The organism is Treponema parvum, from assembly GCF_017893945.1.
Lineage (GTDB): Bacteria > Spirochaetota > Spirochaetia > Treponematales > Treponemataceae > Treponema_D > Treponema_D parvum_A.
Genome location: NZ_CP054257.1, coordinates 55,072 through 74,072, shown reverse-complemented (window position 1 = coordinate 74,072; position 19,001 = coordinate 55,072). Strand labels below are relative to the sequence as shown.

At 42.6% G+C, this 19,001-nt stretch carries 17 protein-coding genes; 11 read left to right on the top strand and 6 right to left on the bottom strand.

The features are described from left to right. Positions 1–2: 2 nt before the first annotated feature. Entirely contained in the window at positions 3–1,172 is a 1,170-nt protein-coding gene (gene metK, locus HRI96_RS00350) for a methionine adenosyltransferase (protein WP_210117579.1), read from the bottom strand. A gap of 264 nt (positions 1,173–1,436) precedes the next feature. Here metK and HRI96_RS00345 point away from each other — a divergent pair, with 264 nt between their 5' ends. Beyond that, entirely contained in the window at positions 1,437–1,751 is a 315-nt protein-coding gene (locus HRI96_RS00345) for an isoamylase early set domain-containing protein (RefSeq protein WP_210117578.1), read from the top strand. 89 nt (positions 1,752–1,840) lie between these two features. Here the strand turns inward: HRI96_RS00345 and HRI96_RS00340 are convergent, their stop codons facing one another. Beyond that, positions 1,841–4,471, bottom strand: a complete 2,631-nt coding sequence (locus HRI96_RS00340; protein WP_210117577.1) for a DNA translocase FtsK — start codon at positions 4,469–4,471, stop codon at positions 1,841–1,843. Positions 4,472–4,588: 117 nt separating this feature from the next. Here HRI96_RS00340 and HRI96_RS00335 point away from each other — a divergent pair, with 117 nt between their 5' ends. After that, a complete protein-coding gene (locus tag HRI96_RS00335) occupies positions 4,589–5,674 on the top strand; it encodes a 6-phosphofructokinase (protein ID WP_210117576.1) in 1,086 nt (361 codons plus the stop codon). A gap of 43 nt (positions 5,675–5,717) precedes the next feature. Here the strand turns inward: HRI96_RS00335 and HRI96_RS00330 are convergent, their stop codons facing one another. The 3 genes from HRI96_RS00330 to rpsD form a co-directional block, all read right to left on the bottom strand. Beyond that, positions 5,718–7,310, bottom strand: a complete 1,593-nt coding sequence (locus HRI96_RS00330; RefSeq protein ID WP_210117575.1) for a bifunctional metallophosphatase/5'-nucleotidase — start codon at positions 7,308–7,310, stop codon at positions 5,718–5,720. Between the two features lie 282 nt (positions 7,311–7,592). Continuing rightward, complete coding sequence (locus tag HRI96_RS00325) at positions 7,593–8,588, bottom strand: LacI family DNA-binding transcriptional regulator (RefSeq protein WP_256729250.1); 996 nt, start codon at positions 8,586–8,588, stop codon at positions 7,593–7,595. A 140-nt stretch (positions 8,589–8,728) separates the two neighbouring features. Then, entirely contained in the window at positions 8,729–9,325 is a 597-nt protein-coding gene (gene rpsD, locus HRI96_RS00320; protein WP_210117574.1) for a 30S ribosomal protein S4, read from the bottom strand. A gap of 142 nt (positions 9,326–9,467) precedes the next feature. Between rpsD and dctP the strand changes: the two genes are divergently transcribed. The 7 genes from dctP (at position 9,468) to HRI96_RS00285 (ending at position 16,711) form a co-directional block, all read left to right on the top strand. Then, positions 9,468–10,373 (top strand): TRAP transporter substrate-binding protein DctP, encoded by a 906-nt coding sequence (gene dctP / locus HRI96_RS00315; RefSeq protein WP_210117573.1) that lies wholly within the window; start codon positions 9,468–9,470, stop codon positions 10,371–10,373. Continuing rightward, positions 10,370–11,809 (top strand): sensor histidine kinase, encoded by a 1,440-nt coding sequence (locus HRI96_RS00310; protein ID WP_210117572.1) that lies wholly within the window; start codon positions 10,370–10,372, stop codon positions 11,807–11,809. Before dctP ends, HRI96_RS00310 begins: the two co-directional genes overlap by 4 nt. Then, a complete protein-coding gene (locus HRI96_RS00305; protein ID WP_210117571.1) occupies positions 11,806–12,573 on the top strand; it encodes a response regulator transcription factor in 768 nt (255 codons plus the stop codon). Before HRI96_RS00310 ends, HRI96_RS00305 begins: the two co-directional genes overlap by 4 nt. 156 nt (positions 12,574–12,729) lie before the next feature. Continuing rightward, positions 12,730–13,755 (top strand): TRAP transporter substrate-binding protein, encoded by a 1,026-nt coding sequence (locus tag HRI96_RS00300; RefSeq protein ID WP_210117570.1) that lies wholly within the window; start codon positions 12,730–12,732, stop codon positions 13,753–13,755. 1 nt (position 13,756) lies between these two features. Further along, positions 13,757–14,338 carry a TRAP transporter small permease gene (locus HRI96_RS00295; RefSeq protein ID WP_210117569.1) on the top strand — a complete coding sequence of 194 codons (582 nt, stop codon included), beginning with the start codon at positions 13,757–13,759 and terminating at the stop codon, positions 14,336–14,338. 5 nt (positions 14,339–14,343) lie between these two features. Then, entirely contained in the window at positions 14,344–15,627 is a 1,284-nt protein-coding gene (locus tag HRI96_RS00290; protein WP_210117568.1) for a TRAP transporter large permease, read from the top strand. A 136-nt stretch (positions 15,628–15,763) separates the two neighbouring features. Next, positions 15,764–16,711, top strand: a complete 948-nt coding sequence (locus HRI96_RS00285) for an AEC family transporter (RefSeq protein ID WP_210117567.1) — start codon at positions 15,764–15,766, stop codon at positions 16,709–16,711. A gap of 158 nt (positions 16,712–16,869) precedes the next feature. On the opposite strand, the gene HRI96_RS00280 is transcribed toward HRI96_RS00285, so the two are convergent. Further along, complete coding sequence (locus tag HRI96_RS00280; RefSeq protein WP_210117566.1) at positions 16,870–17,817, bottom strand: DMT family transporter; 948 nt, start codon at positions 17,815–17,817, stop codon at positions 16,870–16,872. Between the two features lie 83 nt (positions 17,818–17,900). Between HRI96_RS00280 and HRI96_RS00275 the strand changes: the two genes are divergently transcribed. Together HRI96_RS00275 and HRI96_RS00270 are read left to right on the top strand one after the other, a co-directional pair. Continuing rightward, positions 17,901–18,455, top strand: a complete 555-nt coding sequence (locus HRI96_RS00275) for a Gx transporter family protein (protein ID WP_210117565.1) — start codon at positions 17,901–17,903, stop codon at positions 18,453–18,455. Next, positions 18,442–18,969: a hypothetical protein gene (locus HRI96_RS00270; RefSeq protein ID WP_210117564.1), complete on the top strand. Its 528-nt coding sequence runs from the start codon at positions 18,442–18,444 to the stop codon at positions 18,967–18,969. The genes HRI96_RS00275 and HRI96_RS00270 overlap by 14 nt, the downstream gene beginning before the upstream one ends. The last annotated feature ends 32 nt before the right edge of the window (positions 18,970–19,001 follow it).

The window sequence follows — 19,001 nt, the reverse complement described above, 5'->3', positions numbered from 1 at the left end:
GCTTATAAAACCGCCTTCTTTAAGGCTTCCGCCTTATCGGTTCTTTCCCAGCTGAATTCTTTGCGCCCGAAATGACCGTAAGCCGCAGTCGGAAGGTATATCGGTTTTTTCAAGTCAAGCGTTTTTATGATTCCCGCAGGAGAACAGTCGAACAGCTTTTCTACCGCGGCGGAGATGACATGATTAGGCACTTTTCCGGTATCGAAGGTGTCTATCATTATGGAAACGGGAAACGGCACTCCGATCGCATAAGCAAGCTGGACTTCACAGCGGGAAGCAAGTTCCGAAGCTACGATGTTTTTTGCAATGTAGCGCGCCATATACGATGCCGAGCGGTCTACCTTTGAAGGATCTTTACCGCTGAAAGCTCCGCCTCCGTGCCGCCCCATTCCGCCGTAGGTATCGACGATTATTTTTCTGCCTGTAAGCCCCGTGTCGCCGGAAGGGCCTCCTACGACAAACCGTCCCGTAGGATTTACAAAATACTTTGTGTTCTTATCAAGCAGGCCTGTAGGTTCCAAAACCGGTTCTATAATGTTTTTGATAACGCTGCCTTTTATCACGTCATAAGGAACGTCGGGACTGTGCTGATGCGAGATTACAACCGCATCGATACGCACAGGTCTGTAACCTTCATATTCAACCGTAACCTGACTTTTTGAGTCGGGACGGAGCCAGTCAAGAATTTTTTCTTTGCGGAGTTTCGCCGCACGCCGCAGCAGAGTATGTGCATACATGATCGGGGCGGGCATAAGTTCCGGCGTTTCGTCGCATGCAAAACCGAACATAATTCCCTGGTCTCCGGCTCCCTGCTGTCCCGCATATTCGTTAAGACCTTTCCCGACGACTCCCTGGTTTATATCCGGAGACTGCGCGTGTATGGCGTTCATGACGGCCATGGAATTGCAATCAAGTCCGTAATCCGCGTCCGTATAGCCTATCGTTTGAGCTATATCCCTAACCACGCTTTGAACGTCAACATAGGTTGACGTAGTAATTTCTCCGCCTACCAATACCAGCCCCGTTGAAGCGAATGTTTCGCAAGCGACATGGCTTTCAGGATCGTCTTTTAAACAAGCGTCCAATATAGCGTCGGAAACCTGATCACACAGTTTATCCGGGTGTCCTTCTCCGACCGATTCGGAAGTAAACAAATATTTCTCTTTTTTCATAAATTCCCCCCATAAAACAACTCGCGGTTCCAAATGATGCGCAGAAATCACGAGAGTCTTTTTAACAAGAAAAACGTTTTATCGTTTTTTATATCCGGATTTTAGTAACGGCCTTTTCGCCGCATTCAAAATCCCGCCGCCTTATATAACCAAAAATTTGATTTTTAGAATTTCATATGATAATATATTTATAGTACAGTAAAAGTTTATTATGAGCAATAAATGAGAATTTATTGCCCAAGATAAAATCAAAGGAGAATGTTTATGGCTTTAAAGAAGAGTTTTTCTAAGGACAAGAAAACCTGCGTCGTTACTTTTATAGTGACGGCAGATGCGGCTCAGAATGCAAAAACCATCAATCTTGCAGGCGATTTTAACAGCTGGAGCAGCACCGACACCCCGCTTAAAAAGGCTGCCGACGGTTCCTTTTCGGTAAAAGTTACCCTCGAGGCAAATCAAGAATATCAATTCCGCTACTTGATCGACGGGCAAAAATGGGAAAACGATTGGAAAGCCGACAAATACGTACCGGCTCCCTATTCGAATTCCGATAACTCCGTAGTAGTAACATCCAAGTAGCATACATCGGCTTTTTAAGCGCGCTAAAGACTTTAAAAATGACAGCCTTTCTCCTTGCCTTTTTACTTGCGTTTAATTAGCCGATTATTTTACGGCACGTGTATTATCTCTCTGGGTTTGCTGCCGTTTTGAGGACCTACGATTCCCCGCGCTTCCATTTCTTCTACTAATCTTGCAGCCCTGTTATATCCTATCTTTAAACGCCGCTGAATATACGAAGCACTGGCCTTCCCCGCTTGAAGTACTATATCCAAGGCCTGGTCATACATGGGATCCGCCCCGTAGCCGAATAAATCCGGCGATCCGTCCGAATCTTCGTCCGTATCCACAAAAATTTCATCGTCTATGTATTCCGGCGGACCGTAGCGTTTTACATATTCCACTACGTTTTCAACTTCATTGTCGCTTACAAAGGTTCCCTGTATGCGGATGGGGAAAGGGTCTACCGCGCTGGCATAGAGCATGTCGCCGCGTCCTAGAAGTTTTTCAGCTCCTACCTGGTCTATGATGATTCGGCTGTCCATTTTCGATGCAACCATAAAGGCGATCCTTGTGGGAATATTCGCCTTTATCAGACCGGTAATAACATCTATGGAAGGCCGCTGCGTCGCAAGAACGATGTGGATTCCTATAGCCCGGCTCATTGCGGCAAGCCGCGCTACGGTGGATTCCAGTTCCTTTCCCGTTGTCGCCATGAGATCCGCAAATTCGTCGATTATGACGACTATGTACGGAAGTTTTTCCGTAGCGATCCGCCTCTCGACAATACGCCTGTTATAGCTTGCAATGTCGCGAACGCCCATTCCGTCCAGCAAAGCGTAGCGCCTTTCCATTTCGCAAAGACAATATTGCAAAGCCTGAAAAGCTTTTTTAGATTCCGTTATCACAGGCGTCAATAAATGCGGTATGTCGTTATAAAGCTTTAATTCCACTATTTTCGGATCGATAAGGATGAGTTTTACATCTTGGGGAGCACGCTTGTATAATATGGACAGAATCATACTGTTTACGCAGACGGATTTGCCCGATCCCGTAGCTCCCGCTATCAAAAGATGCGGCGTAGTTACCAAATCGATTATCTGAGGGTCTCCTTCTATGTCTTTTCCCAAAATAACCGGTACCTGCATTTTTTTAAAGGGAGGAATATCCTGTTCGACTATTTCCCGAAAACTGACAATGGCTCTGTCCTTGTTGGGAACTTCTATGCCTACGGCCTGCTTTCCCGGAATCGGGGCTACAATGCGCACGCTGCTTGCCGCAAGCCGCAAAGCGATATTATCCTGCAGCGCAACGATCTTGCTTAACTTTACGCCGGGAGCGGGAAGAATTTCAAACATCGTGACAACCGGCCCCTTTCTTATGCCGATTATTTCAGCGTCAATCTTAAACTCGCTTAAAGTTTCCTTTAACTGAATGGAAGCGGCCTTTGTCTCATCGTCTATCACCCAGTAAGGCTCGTCGTCATATTCCGTAAGCAAATTTTTTACCGGTATATTATACGCTTTGCCTGTGTTTCGCCTGCCGAATAAAGGTTTTGTTTTTTCCGCATTTTCCTGTTTTCCGATTTCACAATCTGCGGCTCCGGCATCGGAGACCGTTGTATCCTCTTGATTTTCGGCATCGTCAATGTCAAAAGAGTTAAATTCGCCGTTTTCATCGTCTTCGATATTGCGGCGGGCGTCTTCTTCCATTTCTGCAAAGACATCGGTTATCCCTTCAAAATTGGAAGTTTCCGTTCTTACCTCATCTTCAATTTCGTCATTTTCATCTTCGGTTTCGTCGTTAGGATCCATGTCAAAAAAGTCGGGATCCAGCATTTTCTCTTTATCGCCGGCATTTTCGGGTTCCTCCGGCAAAGGCTGAATGAGCGCATCGAATTCTTCCGGAGTTATGACCGCCGACACATTTCTTGTTTCAAGCGGCTCGGATTCTGGACTTGCGCTAAACTCAGATCCGGCACTCGATTCAAATCCTGCGGCTGCCTCTGCTTCCGCTTCCGTATGCTCTGTATCGATGTCCGCATCCGAATCGCTGTTTTTTCCGATTGAACCGTTGTCGCCGGTATCCGGAACAGGTTCTGCTCCAATGCCGTCGTCGGCCAAGTCGGTGCAGGACAAACTTCTGTCGCCGCTCACTAAAAGGTCGCTGTTGTCAGCAGCCGAACCCGTGCCTGCGTCCCCGTTGTCAGCCGTTCGCTCCGGTTCTATTTTAGCAGATCTTTTTTCTTCGACATTTTTGCGGTCAAAATTTTTTCCGAAGTTTTTTTGTCTTCCTTGCAACGAAGAAATATATTTTTGCCCGATAATTCCGAAAAACAAATATTCTATTATGATGATGCATATTCCCATTAAAATCGTAAATAAAACTTTTACGGTAAGCACGGGGCCTTCTTCATATTGTGCGATTAAACGGCATATCCGTTCTATGATGACGGCCGTAAAAAACGGAAAAAAACTGAGCAGCAGCGATATTCCTTTTTTTAAATTCCACCCCGACGACAAAGACAAAATCGCACTGAAAAGTAAAAAAACCGGAATAAAAATGCTGGTAAGTCCGTAAACGGAAACCAAAATATGGCCGAGTTTAAAAAACAAGATCATCTTTTCCGAAAAGCCGCTTCCGAAATTTAAAAATCGAAACAAGAGGCTTACGGAAAAAAAGGCTGCCAGCAAAACCAGCAGGATCGAAGAACAAATATTTATTATTTCATTTTTTTTCATCTTATACTTTCTCACAGCAGAAATTTCACCGCTCCTTATAATATCGGCAAAAAAATAAAACTCTTAAAGGTTGTATGCGTTACTGACTTTTGTATTTCCGTTTGGTATACTTAAATCATGAAAAAAATAAAAGTAAAGAAGTTCGGCATTTTAACATCCGGCGGCGACGCACCGGGTCTTAACGCCGCTATCAGAGGAGTGTGCAGAGCGGCCATAACCCAATACGGCATGAAGATTATGGGTATACACAACGGGTACAGAGGACTTGTAGAAGGAGACGCCGAAGAACTTCATGTAAATAATTTTTCAGGGATTTTAACAAGGGGAGGAACTATCTTAGGAACGTCGCGCGACAAGCCTTTGAAAAATCCCGTAAAAGATCCCCAAACGGGACTTTTGCCGCTTGAAGCTATAAAAGCGAATATGAAAAAATGGGACCTTGACGCTCTCGTCGTGCTTGGCGGAAACGGAACAAACACGACGGCAAGCTTGCTTGCAAAAGAAGGCGTCAACATTATCGGCCTTCCCAAGACAATAGACAACGACATAGTTCATACGGATATAACTTTCGGTTTTCATACCGCGCTTGAGGTGGCGACCGAAGCCGTAGACCGCATACATACAACCGCGCACAGCCATAACCGCGTAATGCTCATAGAAGTTATGGGTCACAAAGCCGGCTGGCTTGCTCTTTACTCCGGAGTAGCAGGCGGTGCGGATGTTATCTTAATTCCTGAAATTCCGTACAACATAAAATCCGTCGCAAAAGAAGTTAAACGTCGAAGCGACGAAGGTAAACAATTTTCCATTATCGTCGTAGCGGAAGGCGCGCTGACCAAAGAAGAGGCGCTGTTGTCTAAAAAAGAATTAAAAAGCAAAAGGGAAGCTATGACATATTCCATAGCTTACCGGGTTGCACGGGAACTGAAATCTTTGACCCAGTTGGAATCCCGCGTCACGGTTTTAGGCTATTTACAGCGCGGAGGAACGCCTTCGCCTTACGATAGAGTTCTTGCAACACAGTTCGGAGTCGCGGCGGCTGATTTTCTTGCAAAGGGAAAATTCGGCAAACTCGTAGCTATTCAAAACGGACAGATCGTCGGCGTTCCCCTGGAAGATATAGCGGATAAAATAAAAAATATCCCGAACGACGATCCTCTTCTTATTACGGGACGTTCGCTCGGGATAAACTTCGGAGATTAAATTCATTTAAAGCGGCTCCGGCATTGCTTAAGCCGCCAAGGCCTTACGGAAGAGGCGCTCCTCCTACAATCTTAATACGGCCGTCGGTTGCCGGTGTAACGGGCTGAGGCAGTGATTTTACATATTCTATAAACACATCGTTGACCAGCATTGAAGTATTGTATGTGTCTACGGAATTTTTCATCACTACGTAACCGTCGCCGCCGCCGGCCATATAGTCGTTTGTAGCAATGCGGTACAGCTTATTGTTGTCGATAGGCTTACCGCCTATCGTAATATCTGAAATTCTGCCGTTGGTTCCGTCGCTGTCATAGGTCAAAGTATATCTTACTTCTTTCGAAACCTGCGGGAATCCGCCTGCGCCCTGATTTTGCGTTTGAATAAAATTAAACAGAGCTTTTACATCCGCTCCCTTTAAGGTAAGAACATAAACATAGTTTTCAAACGGAAGCATGGTAACAATGTTTTCTTTAGTGACATCTCCCTTGGGCAAGGAAGTTCTTATGTTACCGCCGTTATGAATGGCAAAATCAACGTCAACTCCCGTGGATTTCACATAGCCGACCGTCGCGTCGCACAAGAGATCGCCGCTTGCCATCTCTTTATAGCGCGGCCATTTTCTTCCGAATTCGAATTCCGCAGTCGTTTTCATTACCACTTCTTTTAAAGACGCATTGGCCCTCTCCACATACGGCTTAAGCAATGCGACCATTTCAGCATCGGGAGGGAAGTCCTTATCGTTAATCTTTACGGGCGTCCATTCCAGCTTGGTGATTTTTTTGTCTTTAACCGTAAACACGGCCTTGCCCATGTATTTTCCCCATTCGTTGGAAGTAACAATGGGCGTTCCCCCTACGTACTTAGGCTCGGCAAAATAACTGTGCGAATGCCCGTCAACGATCAGATCTATTCCCGAAACGGCTTCGGCTACTCTAACTGAAGTTTCCTGATCCGATGTTTCCAAAACATCCCCTAAATGTCCGACGAGAATAACTATATCCGCTTTTTTCTTGTCCCTGAGGAGAGAAACCATCTCTTTTGCGGTGTTTATTTCATCATAGAACGTAAGCGACTTATCGGGACTTGCAATTACCTTTGTCCGCAGCGTCGTCAGCCCGAAAATACCTACTTTAAGGCCATTAAAATTTTTTATTATGTAAGGTTTAACGAGATAGTTTTTACCCTGCTTTATATTTGCGCTCAGCCACGGGAATTTGGATATTTTTATCTGCTTTAAGAGTTTTTCAAGCGTTCCGTCGAACTCGTGGTTTCCCAAAGCTACCGCGTCGTAGCCCATAGCGTTATAGGCCATTATGTCGGGTTCAGCGGCAAACATATTTGAAACTGCCATTCCCGTATTCACGTCGCCCGCATCCAAAACAAGGATGTCGCTTCCCGTTTTTTGAGCTTCGGCGCGCTGCATTTTAATAAAAGTAGCGCGTTCTGCAAGACCGCCTTGTCCTATTCCCTCTTTGTCTTTACGCGACAAAACGGATCCGTGATGGTCGTTAGTGTGAAGTATAACCAGCTTTTGCTCGGCCCCGGAAGAAACCTTTGAACTTGCGCATCCGGTAAAAAACAGCGCCGCCGCCGCAAATACGGCAAGCACCTTCCCCGTGTTTTTTATGACTTTCATATATCCTCCAGATATGATTTCATTAATACTATTATGACCCACAAATAAGCGATGTCAAGGTTTAAAAGCCGCCGCTAAATAGTCGCGAGCATAAACCGACGTACCTCCATGTACATCGGTTTATACCGAATTTTGGCAAACTCAAAATATAGCTTTTATATATTTTGCCGCCGTCCATGGCGGTGCTTGAATTTCGAGTTTGCTGCACAAATGCCGCTTATCAGCTGCGCGTAAAGAGCACACTAATTGCCCGGTTAAAATTCTCAAGACGCAAAGTCAAATTCAAGTTGTGCTTCGTTCTACGATCGCAGGACAGATCATTATTTTTTTATTTACTCTTTCGCCTTTTAAAACTTCAATAAGATTTCGTACGGCTATAAGGCTTGTGTCATAAAGCATATTATCCAAAGAGGTGAGAGCCGGATTGCTTATTTCCGCGTGCCTTGAGTTGTTAATGCCGATAACGGCTACGTCTTTCGGAATTTCCAGTTTCATGTCATAAAGCGCATGCAGTCCTATTAGGGCAAGAAAATCTTCCGCATAAAGCAGCGCGTCCGTTTCGGGTTTTTCCGTAAGAAGTTTTACGGTCGCTTTCAAAATATCCTCTATGGCGTCTCCGGCTTCTATGACCGTCTTACTACCGTTACCGATAAACTTATCAAAACCTTCGTTAAATCCTTCAAGTTTATTATAATTGCTTGGAGTGTAATGGTTTGTTATAAAGGCTATGTTCTTGCGTCCTTTATCCGCAAAAAGCTTAACGCAATCACAGACTCCGGAACGTTCGTCAGCCACAACTCCGTAGATATTTTGCCCGTCAAGATAACCGTTACATATCGCTACGGGAACGTGAGGAATGTTTACCATTATTGCATTTTGAACCGTTTCATTTTGATAAATCGATCCCATTAACACTACGGCTTCAACTTTTTTTTGACCTAAAAGGCGGATATATTCAGCCTGATTTTCAGGATCGGTGCCGGTATTGTATATTAAACAGGAATAGCCGTTTTTAGAAAATTCCTGTTCCACATAATATACTCCGTCAGTATGATGGGTAGTCCTTATATCCGCTATAAGGATACCTATCATCTTCGTAGCCTGATTTACCAAATTTCTGGCCGTTTCATTAGGAACGTAATTACATTCGCTGAGGACTCTTAATACCTTTGCCCTTGTTCCTTTTTTAACAAAAGGGTAGTTATTTATTACTCTTGATACCGTCGAGGCCGAAACTTCCGCCATTTTTGCAATTTTATAGATCGTCACTTCCGACATATTTTCCCTGAATTCGATTGCAAGTATTTCTGAAATTATTATTACACGGTTTTAGATATAACGCAACAAAAAAAAGGCCGTCTTTGAAGAACTCTTTTGCCTTCAAGACAGCCTTTTCAAGCTCAAATAAGAAATAATAATTAGCGGGAATAGTATTCTATGACCAGCTGATCGTTTATTTCTACCGGCAATTCCGCTCTCAGCGGCATTCTTGCCAATTTTCCGCTAAGCTTTTCTTCGTCTCTTTCGATGTACGGAAGATTAAAACGCGCCGTTCCCAAAAAGTTGGTTTTAAAAGTTTCGATCTTCTGCGATTTTTCCCGCAAAGAGATCACGTCTCCTTCTTTTACCAAATAAGAAGGGATGTCCACTTTTTTCCCGTTTACAAGAACGTGTCCGTGGTTTACCACCTGACGAGCCATGCGGATGGAATTGGCAAAACCTATGCGGTAAACAAGGTTATCAAGACGGCATTCCAGAGTAATCAAAAGCAAGTCGCCCGTCCTTTGTCCTTTTTTTATTTTTGCCTTGTCATAATAGTTACGCAATTGTTTTTCAAAAATTCCGTAATAAGCTTTTACCTTCTGTTTTTCAATAAGTTGTCTGCCGTATTCCGATTCCTTGTGTCTTTTCTGAAAAGCGGGATCTTTTGCTCTGTCAAGAGCTTTAGGGTGACCGCATGTGTTTACGCCCAATCGGCGACATTCCTTAAAACGAGGGCCTCTTCGTGTTGCCATAGTTATAAGTCCTTTTATCGTTGCTTTTACAAGCAGTAATTTGCCGCGGTACTTAGTATTGAGGATATAGTACCAATTATGATAAATATTACATTTTACTTGACATTTGTCAATGCGGCTTTTTGAATGATATACTGAAACAATGCAAAAACTTATTCGGCTGTTTTACGCACTGTCATTCGCTTTTATCTTGATGGGATTTGTTTCCTGTAAAAAAGAAACCGTTGAAAACGGCAAACAGATTGTTCTCAGATTTTCAGAACCCATGCCTTCCGAGCATCCAAGCGCCGCAGCAAGCTCATATTTTGCGGACATCGTAAAACAAAGAAGCGGCCAAAGAATAAACATAAAAATTTATTTTAACGGTCAGCTCGGTACTCAAGAAGAAGTTTTGGATCAAATACAATTTGCGGGAATTGACATAGGGCGCGTTAATATTTCTTTTTTACTTGAAAAAGTTCAGTCTTTTTCCTCAAAATTTCAAGAACTAATGTACTCTTCGCCGGAAGAAATTGCTTCTTATTTTCAAGAAAACCAAACTTCCCTGTCTTTCGAATGTCAAGCCGAAAAACTAATTCCCCTGGGAGCTCTGCATCCCGATTTAAGATGTTTTTACAGCGATTCCACACTTATATCTTCCGTTGCGGAACTAAAACAAAGGCGAATAGGCATTTTTGAAAACAGGGTTTTAATTTCCGCAATAAAAAAACTTGAAGCCGATCCTGTAAATATAATATCGGCGGACATATACGGCTCTCTCATAAACGGCTACATGGACGCAAGAGAAGCGGCTCTTTGCGATTTTTTGATCGGCGACGAATATCCGTTTATCAACTATGTTCTTATAACGCCGTATATTTCTCTCCCGGATCTTTTTGTGATGAGCGCCGAAGTTTTTTCGGATTTTTCGAGTACGGACAAAGATCTTTTAATCAAATGCGCCGAAGACGCCGGTAAGTATTATGTTCATCGGCAAAAGCAATTTTTAGAAGATAAACTTCCCGCGCTGAAAAAAGAAAAAACCGTTTACGAGGACTTTATAAAATGAACGTTAAAAAAATCTTCAAAAGGCTTGTTTTTTCTGTAGGTTTAAAAATAAACATCATCCTTGCAGGGATCATGGTTTTTTATTTTGCTTCAACCGTGATAAATCAACATTATTTTGACTCGTATTCAAATTCATACAATAATCAGCTTTCTTATTTTTATTCGATTCAAGAAATGAAAGAGTGTTTTTCAAAGAGCAGACGATCTCTTTTAAACTATTTAAAAACGGGAAACCGCTCTCAGCTTTCGGAATACAACGATTCTATAGCGCTCACAAATAAAATAATTCTTGAATTAAGCGACAGATCTCAGGACGACGAATCCTACTTTTTGCTGCAAAGCATGCGGAAAGTTCACAACATTTATTTCAGCGAAGGCTGCCGGGCCTCTTTTTTTTATAACATGGGAAACTACGACTACTACGGCAGACTGTATTATTCTGAAAAAATACAAACTTATCTGCAGTCCTATGCGGACGAACTTTTAAAACTGTCTCTCACAAACACTTCGGAAAAAACCGAAACTATCATCCGCAACATAAAAGTCCTTAAAATCTACACGATGTTTTTTATCTTTATCATTATCGCCGTAGATATTCTGTTTCATTGGTATGTTTCTTCGGCTTTGACGAAACCGCTGTCTTTGCTCGTAAAACAGGCGCAATGCGTTTCATCCGGCAATTTCGATATTCAAGTTCCGGTTAAAAATCCTAAAAATTCCGTCGGAGTTCTCATAACGGCATTCAACAATATGGTCAACGGTGTAAAAAAGAACGTCGAATATCAAAAACTTCTCAGCCAGGCAACTTTTTTAGCGTTACAGGCGCAAACCAATCCTCATTTTTTATTCAATACGTTAAACAGCATAAGCAGGACAATTTCTTTAAACAAAAAAGAAATCGCTCTGCAGATGATAGAATCTCTTTCGCTTTTGCTCAGGTACAGCCTTTCTGAAAGCGGAACTCCCGTGTCTTTTCAGGAAGAGCTTGAAATTACGGAAGAGTACATAAAGATTCAAAAACTTCGCTTCGGCAACCGTATAACATATAGGTCAAACGTTTCAAAAGAAGCCGCTTGCAATCTTTTTTTGCCCAAGTTGACGTTACAGCCGCTCGTAGAAAACGCAATCATACACGGCCTTGAACCTAAAGAAGAAGGAGGAAAAATCATCATTTCCGTTTCAAGACGGAAAGGTTACGCCTTGCTGAGGATATTTGACAACGGAATAGGAATGTCAAAAGAAAAATTCAACGAATCCCTTAATGCAGATCCCGTAAGTTCCAAGCGGATAGGACTTGCAAACACAAAAAAACGTTTGGAAATATTCGCGGAGCAAAAAGGCGGCAGCAGAGTTTTTGACATTTTTACCCGCAAAACTGAAAAAGAATCTTGGACAATGATCCAAATCAGACTTAAAATTATGCAGGAAGAAAAATGACGTACAGTATTCTTTTGGCGGACGATGAAGAACTTGAACGCGAAGCTCTAAAGCTTTTTATAGAAGAAGCGAAGCTTCCTATAAACAAGATCATCGAAGCCGAAAACGGAAACATGATAGTAGACAAAGCTTTAAATGAAAAGCCCGACATCATTATTCTTGATATAAACATGCCGGGAAAGACCGGGCTTGAAGCTTTAAAAATAATCCGCGAACAAAAAAATCATTCAAAAGTAATCGTTTCAACCGCTTTCAGCAAAATTGACAACGCCATCGACGCCATTCATCTCGGCGTAGTGGATTTTCTGATCAAGCCCGTATCGCAGCAAATCTTTATTGAAAGTCTAAAAAAGACAATAGAAACCCTGGACGATGAAAAAAACATAAACCCGGCAAAAGTCACAAAAGACAATACGGACGGCGTAACAATAAACGAACCGGATATGGTAAAAAAGGTCTGCGCATATATAGAAACCAACTATTCAAAAAAAATAAGTTTAAACGATATATCCGACCATTGCGGCTACAGCAAATTTCACCTGTCCAGGATATTTAAAGCCTACAAAGACATTACCGTCATCGATTATCTTATTTCGCATCGCATACAAATTTCAAAAAAGCTTCTGTCCGGCACAAACGACAGCGTTAAGCAGATAAGCGCTCAAGTCGGGTTTTCCGATCCGAATTATTTTACGTGGACATTTAAAAAACTGGAAGGCGTTTCTCCCATGCAATACAGGGCGATGAATCTGCCCAAAAGCTGACAAATCCTTGCCGAAAGTGGAAATTTTTGTCCCGCCTCAAACACCCCGCGCTTTTCAGCAAAAATTTATAGATTTTCCGCAATATTTTATAGTGTGAGATTGAAATTTCCGTTGTACCATAAAATTTATCAAAGCTTTTTATTTAGGAGGAATGCTATGAAAAAAATTTTATGGTTCACGCTTCTTGCCGCAGCTGTAACTTCTCTTGTTTTCTCTAACGGAGCGAGCGATTCCGCAAAAACGGAAAAAACGGCAAAAAACAAAGTCTACACTATGCAGATAGGACATGCGCAGCCGGTAGAAAACCCCCGCCATGTTTCCCTTACGGCTTTCAAAAAAATCGTTGAAGAAAAAACAAACGGTGGCGTTAAAGTAGAACTTTATCCGGCAGGACAGCTCGGAACGGAAAAAGAAATGCTGGAGCAAGCTTGCTCGGGCGTAATTCAGGGCTTCCGCGGCGGACAGATGGACTTTTTGCCCAAGTTATTGGTCTTCTCTCTTCCTTTCCTTTGTGAAAATTCGGATCAGATTACGCGCCTTATGTCTTCCGACCTTGCGCGCGAAATGTGCAAAGGGTCACAAAAAGACGGCGTCCTCATCCTGGGGCTTTGCGACGCCGGCGGCTTCCGACAGTTTTCAAACAATAAGCGCCCGATTAAAAGCCCCAAAGACCTCGTGGGGTTAAAAATGCGCACAAACGGCATGGACACAATCGACAAGACATTTAAAGCTATGGGAGCTTCTACCGTAGCCGTTCCTTACGCAGATCTTTACATGGCTCTTAAAACGGGCGTCGCCGACGGACAGGAAAATCCGTGGGTAAACGTAAGGGGTATGAAATTTTATGAAGTGCAAAAATATTTTACCGCCATTAACTATCAATTCCATCCGGATCCTTTTTATGTAAACCTTGAATGGTGGAATTCCCTTCCGGCCGATTATCAAAAAATCATTCAGGAAGCTGCTAACGAAAGCTTTAAGGTAAACAACAAGGCCATAGCCGATATGCAGCAATCCGCGCTTGACACGGTTAAAGCGAATGCGGAAGTTTACTTTCCTACTGCTGAAGAGATGGCCGAATTTAAAAAAGCGACCGAAGTCGTCTACAAACAGTACCTTTCGTCCGGAATGTTGACACAAAGCGAACTTGACCAAATGCGTGCTATAGTTGCGGGAAAATAAATTGATTTTCCAAACCGGAGCCTGTCCAGAACTTCAGCTTTTGGACGGCGCAGGGTTTGATTTTAACCTAATAAATCAGGAGAGCGCACAGATGTTTACAAAGATTCGTTTTGCCGTATATAAAGTTTTTATAGGCATAGGAATTTTTTCCGTCGCCTTGATGGCGGGCTGTGTTATTTTTTCCGTTTTTGCCCGCTACATTTTCAGCCTTTCGTTTAAAGAACTTGAAGAATTTACAACAACGGTTTTTGCGTTTACCACATTTTGGGGAATGACTGTTTGCTTCGTTGAAAACGAACACGTCTGGATCGATTCATTCTATAATCTGTTTCCGTCTTCTATAAAAAAAATATCCAAATTTATCAGTTTTATAATCACTATCTGTGTTTTATTTGTAATGATGAAATTCGGTTACAGATATGCAATAAAATTCGGTCATCAAATTTCTTCGGGAATGGAAATTCCGTACGTATGGCTGTATGGAATTATTCCCGTCGGATGTTTTACTTCATTAATTGTCGTAATTTTGCAATTTATCGAATTTATAAAATCTTTGTTTTGTAAAAAAACTAAGGAGGCCTGATTACTATGGCAATGATATTTCTTTTAGTCTTTCTGATCATTTTTGCCATTCTCGGTACGCCGCTTGCGTTTTCAATCGGGGCTTCGTGTTTAACATATATCAATTCGTTTAACCCGAACTTTCTTCAAATGCTGCCTCAGAGAGTTTGGGGCGGAGTTTTCAGCTTTGTTATGGTAGCGATGCCTTTATTCATGCTTGCAGGAGAGCTCATGAATACGGGCGGAATTACAAAGAGAATCGTGGATTTCAGCATGTATTTGGTACGCCCCATTAACGGCGGTTTCGGCGAAGTAAATGTCATCGCAAGCATGATCTTCGGCGGAATTTCAGGATCTTCCGTCGCGGATACTTCCGCCCTGGGATCCATTGAAATTCCGGCTATGGAACAGCGCGGCTATCCTCCGAAATTTGCGGCGGGCGTTACGGTTGCGTCGTCCACGATGGGAATGATAATCCCGCCCAGCGTGCCGATGCTTGTTTACGCAATGATTTCGGGCGCTTCCGTCGGAAAGCTGTTTATCGCAGGTCTGGTTCCCGGAGTTCTCATAGGGCTTTCGCAACTGACAACGGTTTACGTCCTTTCGGTCAAACACGGCTATCACCCCAAAAAAGAACCTTTTAACTTTAGAGATTTTGTTCATAGCGTAATTTTCGGTCTTCCTGCAATACTGATGCCGCTGGTTATTGTCCTGTTTGTAAGTTTCGGAATTTGTACTGCAAGCGAATCCGCCGGTATCGCCGTTTTGTATTCTCTTGTCTTGGGGTTCTTCGTTTATCATGAACTTACGGTAAAAGACGTCATAGTCGCCTTAAAAAAGACATTGATTTCTTCGAGTTCCGTGATGATCATCATAGGCTTTACCACAATCTTTACATGGCTTTTAACGATGGCAAACGTACCGTCTACAATCGCAAGTTTTTTCTTAAGCATGCACCTTCCGGTTTGGGGTTATGCTTTGCTTTTTGACGTACTTATCCTTTTAATCGGAACGTTTATCGACGTTTCACCGGCCATCTTATTATTAACGCCTATTTTGCTTCCTATTATGCAGGAAATAGGTATAAGCGATTTACAGTTCGGCGCGATGATTATTACGGGTCTTGCTATCGGTTTGGTTACGCCGCCCGTAGGTATGTGTCTAAACGCTTGTAATAAGATTAACCGCATGCCTATCATTGAAATTTTTAAAGGAGCCCTGCCGTTTATCGTCTGCAACGTGATCGTCTTACTTGCAATAAGCTTGTTTCCCGTTCTTACAACATGGCTTCCGAGCGTCATCTCTTACTAAGATAAGAGCCGTTTAAATTTTTTAGACGGCTCTTTTTTTGACACTGATATTCAGAAAATGTATAATCTTATAGGCATCTGCGGCTCATGAGCCGATAAAATGCAATTCTCCGCATACTGCTTTGTAAGGATTTTATATGTATCTTCTAGTTGCTGAACAGCTTACCATCATGACGCTGATAGCTGCCGTAAGCTTTGTATTCTCGAAAAAACACAAATACGGCGAACCGGAGTCTCGATATCTAAGTAACTTATTGCTTTTTGTAATTTCACCGTGTCTTATTTTAAATACCTTCAACATTCCCTACGATTTGGAAAAAATAAAATCTTTCGGGTTTTCTATGGCTGTGAGCTTTGTGGTTTTGCTGTTTATGGTCGTCATTGCAGCCGTTTTTATTCACTCAAAAACCGCAATAGGAAAAACCCGCGACAGCCTCGATAAAATGTCGTTCGTTTATTCCAACGCAGGTTTTATAGGCATTCCGCTCATAAACGGTATTCTCGGGTCTCACGGAACTTTTTTCCTTATGGGATACATAGTCATGTTTAACTTGTTCTTGTGGACAAACGGAGTTTACACGATCTCTCACAAGATAGGCATAAGACAGATTTTTTTTAATCCGAACATCATTGCAATTCTTTTAGGTTTTTTGCTTTTTGCAATGCCGTTTCAGCTGCCGTCAATATTGAATCAAACGATAAAATTCTTCGGAGATCTTAACACCGCGGTTTCCATGATCATTTTGGGGATTTTATTTGCAAATTTTAAAAAACCGGTAAAAGGCGAAAAAACTCCTTTTTTCCGCGTCGCAAGAGTCGTTGTTTTCAGGCTGATTATAATTCCCGTTTTGCTTCTGATCCTGCTCAAGTTGACAATAAACTTCTTTGACTTTTCGGACTTACAAAAAGAAATAATTTTGATTGTCTTTATAGCCGCAAGCTGTCCCGTAGGAATGACTATCGCCAGTTTTTCCGTTCTTTACGGAAAAGAAGAATCTTACAGCAGCCTTTTGGTTTCGGTTTCTTCCGCAGTATGCGTCGCCACGCTGCCTATAATGGTAAAGCTTTCGGAACTGATTTTATAGTATGAATGCCGCTTTCCGTAGAGACGCCTACCCCGCAATGAGCGCGTAAGCGCGAAGTTTCGAGCAGCGTATAGTCCAATAAGCGTCGGCTTTGTCCGAAACTCGTCGTTAACCGTTTTTTCAAGATTTCAGGCGAGTTTCTACCGGCTAATTGAAACTTAACTGCTCTTAGTTTTTGCCTTCCACTCGGAAACGAAAAGTCCCGTTATGGTAAGCGCCGCGCCGATCGAACCCATAACCGTAATAGGCTCATGCAGTGCAAAAAACGCAACCGTTATGGTTACGACGGGTATGAGATACAGTCCGACCGTAGTTCTCACAGTGCCTAAAAAACGGCAGGCGATACTCCATGCGACAAAACAAAATCCCGAAGCAAGAATGCCTAAAAATAAAAGACCGAACCAGTTGAGCGGATCGGAAAACCTTAATGCGTTCATTTTAAGAGAAAGCGAAACGTCCATGCTCGCCGTGCCGATTCCTATAACCCGCGCCGACGCGATGGGCAGCATAAAAAGCAGCGCGTAAAAAAATATCTTTCTTGTAGCAGGAACGGAAGAGTACCCTAATTCGTTTATCTTCGACATAAACAGAGAATAAAAACCCCACGAAACCGACGCTATAAGAGCAAGGACGTCCCCCTTAGGATTAAGGCCCGACGTGATTTTTCCGTTAAAGCTTACCATGGCAATTCCCCAGATCGCCAAAGCGAAACCTGCAAAAAATTTAAAAGACAGATGCTTTTCATGTAAAAATATCTGCGCTATCACCGCCGTGAAAATCGGACAAATCGAAACTATTATGCTCACATTTGAAGCGGACGTGTATTCTATGGCAATGTTTTCCATAAATTGATAGACCGTTACACCGAAAAGCCCCGCAAAAGCAAACAAAAATTCGTGCTTTTTTTTCTGAGAGGGATAAGGATGCGGATATATACACCATAAAATACAGTAAGCTAAAAAGAAACGAAAAATCAGCACTTCCAAAGAAGAAAAGGTCCTCAATAAATACTTCGTGCAAACGAAAGTTATGCCCCAAAAAAATATGCTTATCAAGGCTAAAACTATTCCGGTAATGGTTCTGTTTTTATTGAAAGTTTTGAACATAGACAAGACTTTACCATAAAACGGCAGTTTAAGGAACTACGCTTATCAAGACAATCGTGCCGTTTTATGCTAGACTGTTTTTCATGCAGACCGATACGGCTTACAATTCCCGCGATGATAAAGTCCGGCTCATTTCTTTTTTTACGGCGCTGTGCATGTTCCTTTCCGCCGTAGAATACGCAATTCCCAAGCCTTTGCCGTTTTTGAGGCTGGGACTCACAAATTTGCCCGTTTTACTATCGCTTTCCGTATTGAAAAAACGGGACGTCCTGCTCTTGATCCTTCTTAAGATCCTTGCGCAGGGATTCGTTTCGGGCACCTTGTTTTCATATATATTTCTTTTTTCAGCGGCGGGTTCTTTTGCAAGCGGAATTACCATGCTGGCCCTGTATACGGTTTTAAAAAAATCAAAATATATTTCCGTAATCGGCTTGTCGCTCGCCGGATCCCTTGCAAACAATCTTTCGCAAATCGCTCTTGCGCGGCTCATAATCTTCGGAAAAAACACGCGTTTTATAGCTCCTGTGCTGCTCGCAAGCGGACTGGTCACCGGCGTTCTTATAGGAATTTTTGCCGAATTTTTTACGTCAAAATCAAAGTGGTTTTCACTTATACGAGGCCGATATGAAGCTTCCTGATCCCGTCTTTCGCCGCACCGGATATTTTTTTAACAAAGTTTGTCGCCCTGAAATTCTCTTCATTCTTTCGATGTGTCTTTTGCTTTTTTTTATATTTTTACCCTCTTCAAAGATTCTGTGGGCGTTTGTTTTTTTATTCTTTGTCTTGAATCTTTTAAAAAAGGGAAAAATTCTTGTTTTTCCTTCCGTTATCATCACTGCGGGAATAGTTTTCTTTTCGCTTTTATCGCCTGCAGGCAGGGTTATGTTTTCAATAGGCGGATTTTCAGTGACGGACGGCGCTCTGCAAAACGGTCTTCACAGATCGGGGCTTCTTTGCGGTATGGTGTTTTTGTCCCAATTCGCCGTTTCGCCTAAGCTGCACCTTCCCGGAAGGATCGGCTTTTTTTTAAGCCGTGTATTCATATACTTTGACAGATTGACTGAAAAAAACATTTCATTTAAGCCCGGATCGATCATATCTTCTCTTGATAAAAGGCTTGTTGAAATATGGACTGAAGACGATCCGTCGTAAAATGAGCGCTTTAAGAATCTGCTTAAGATCAT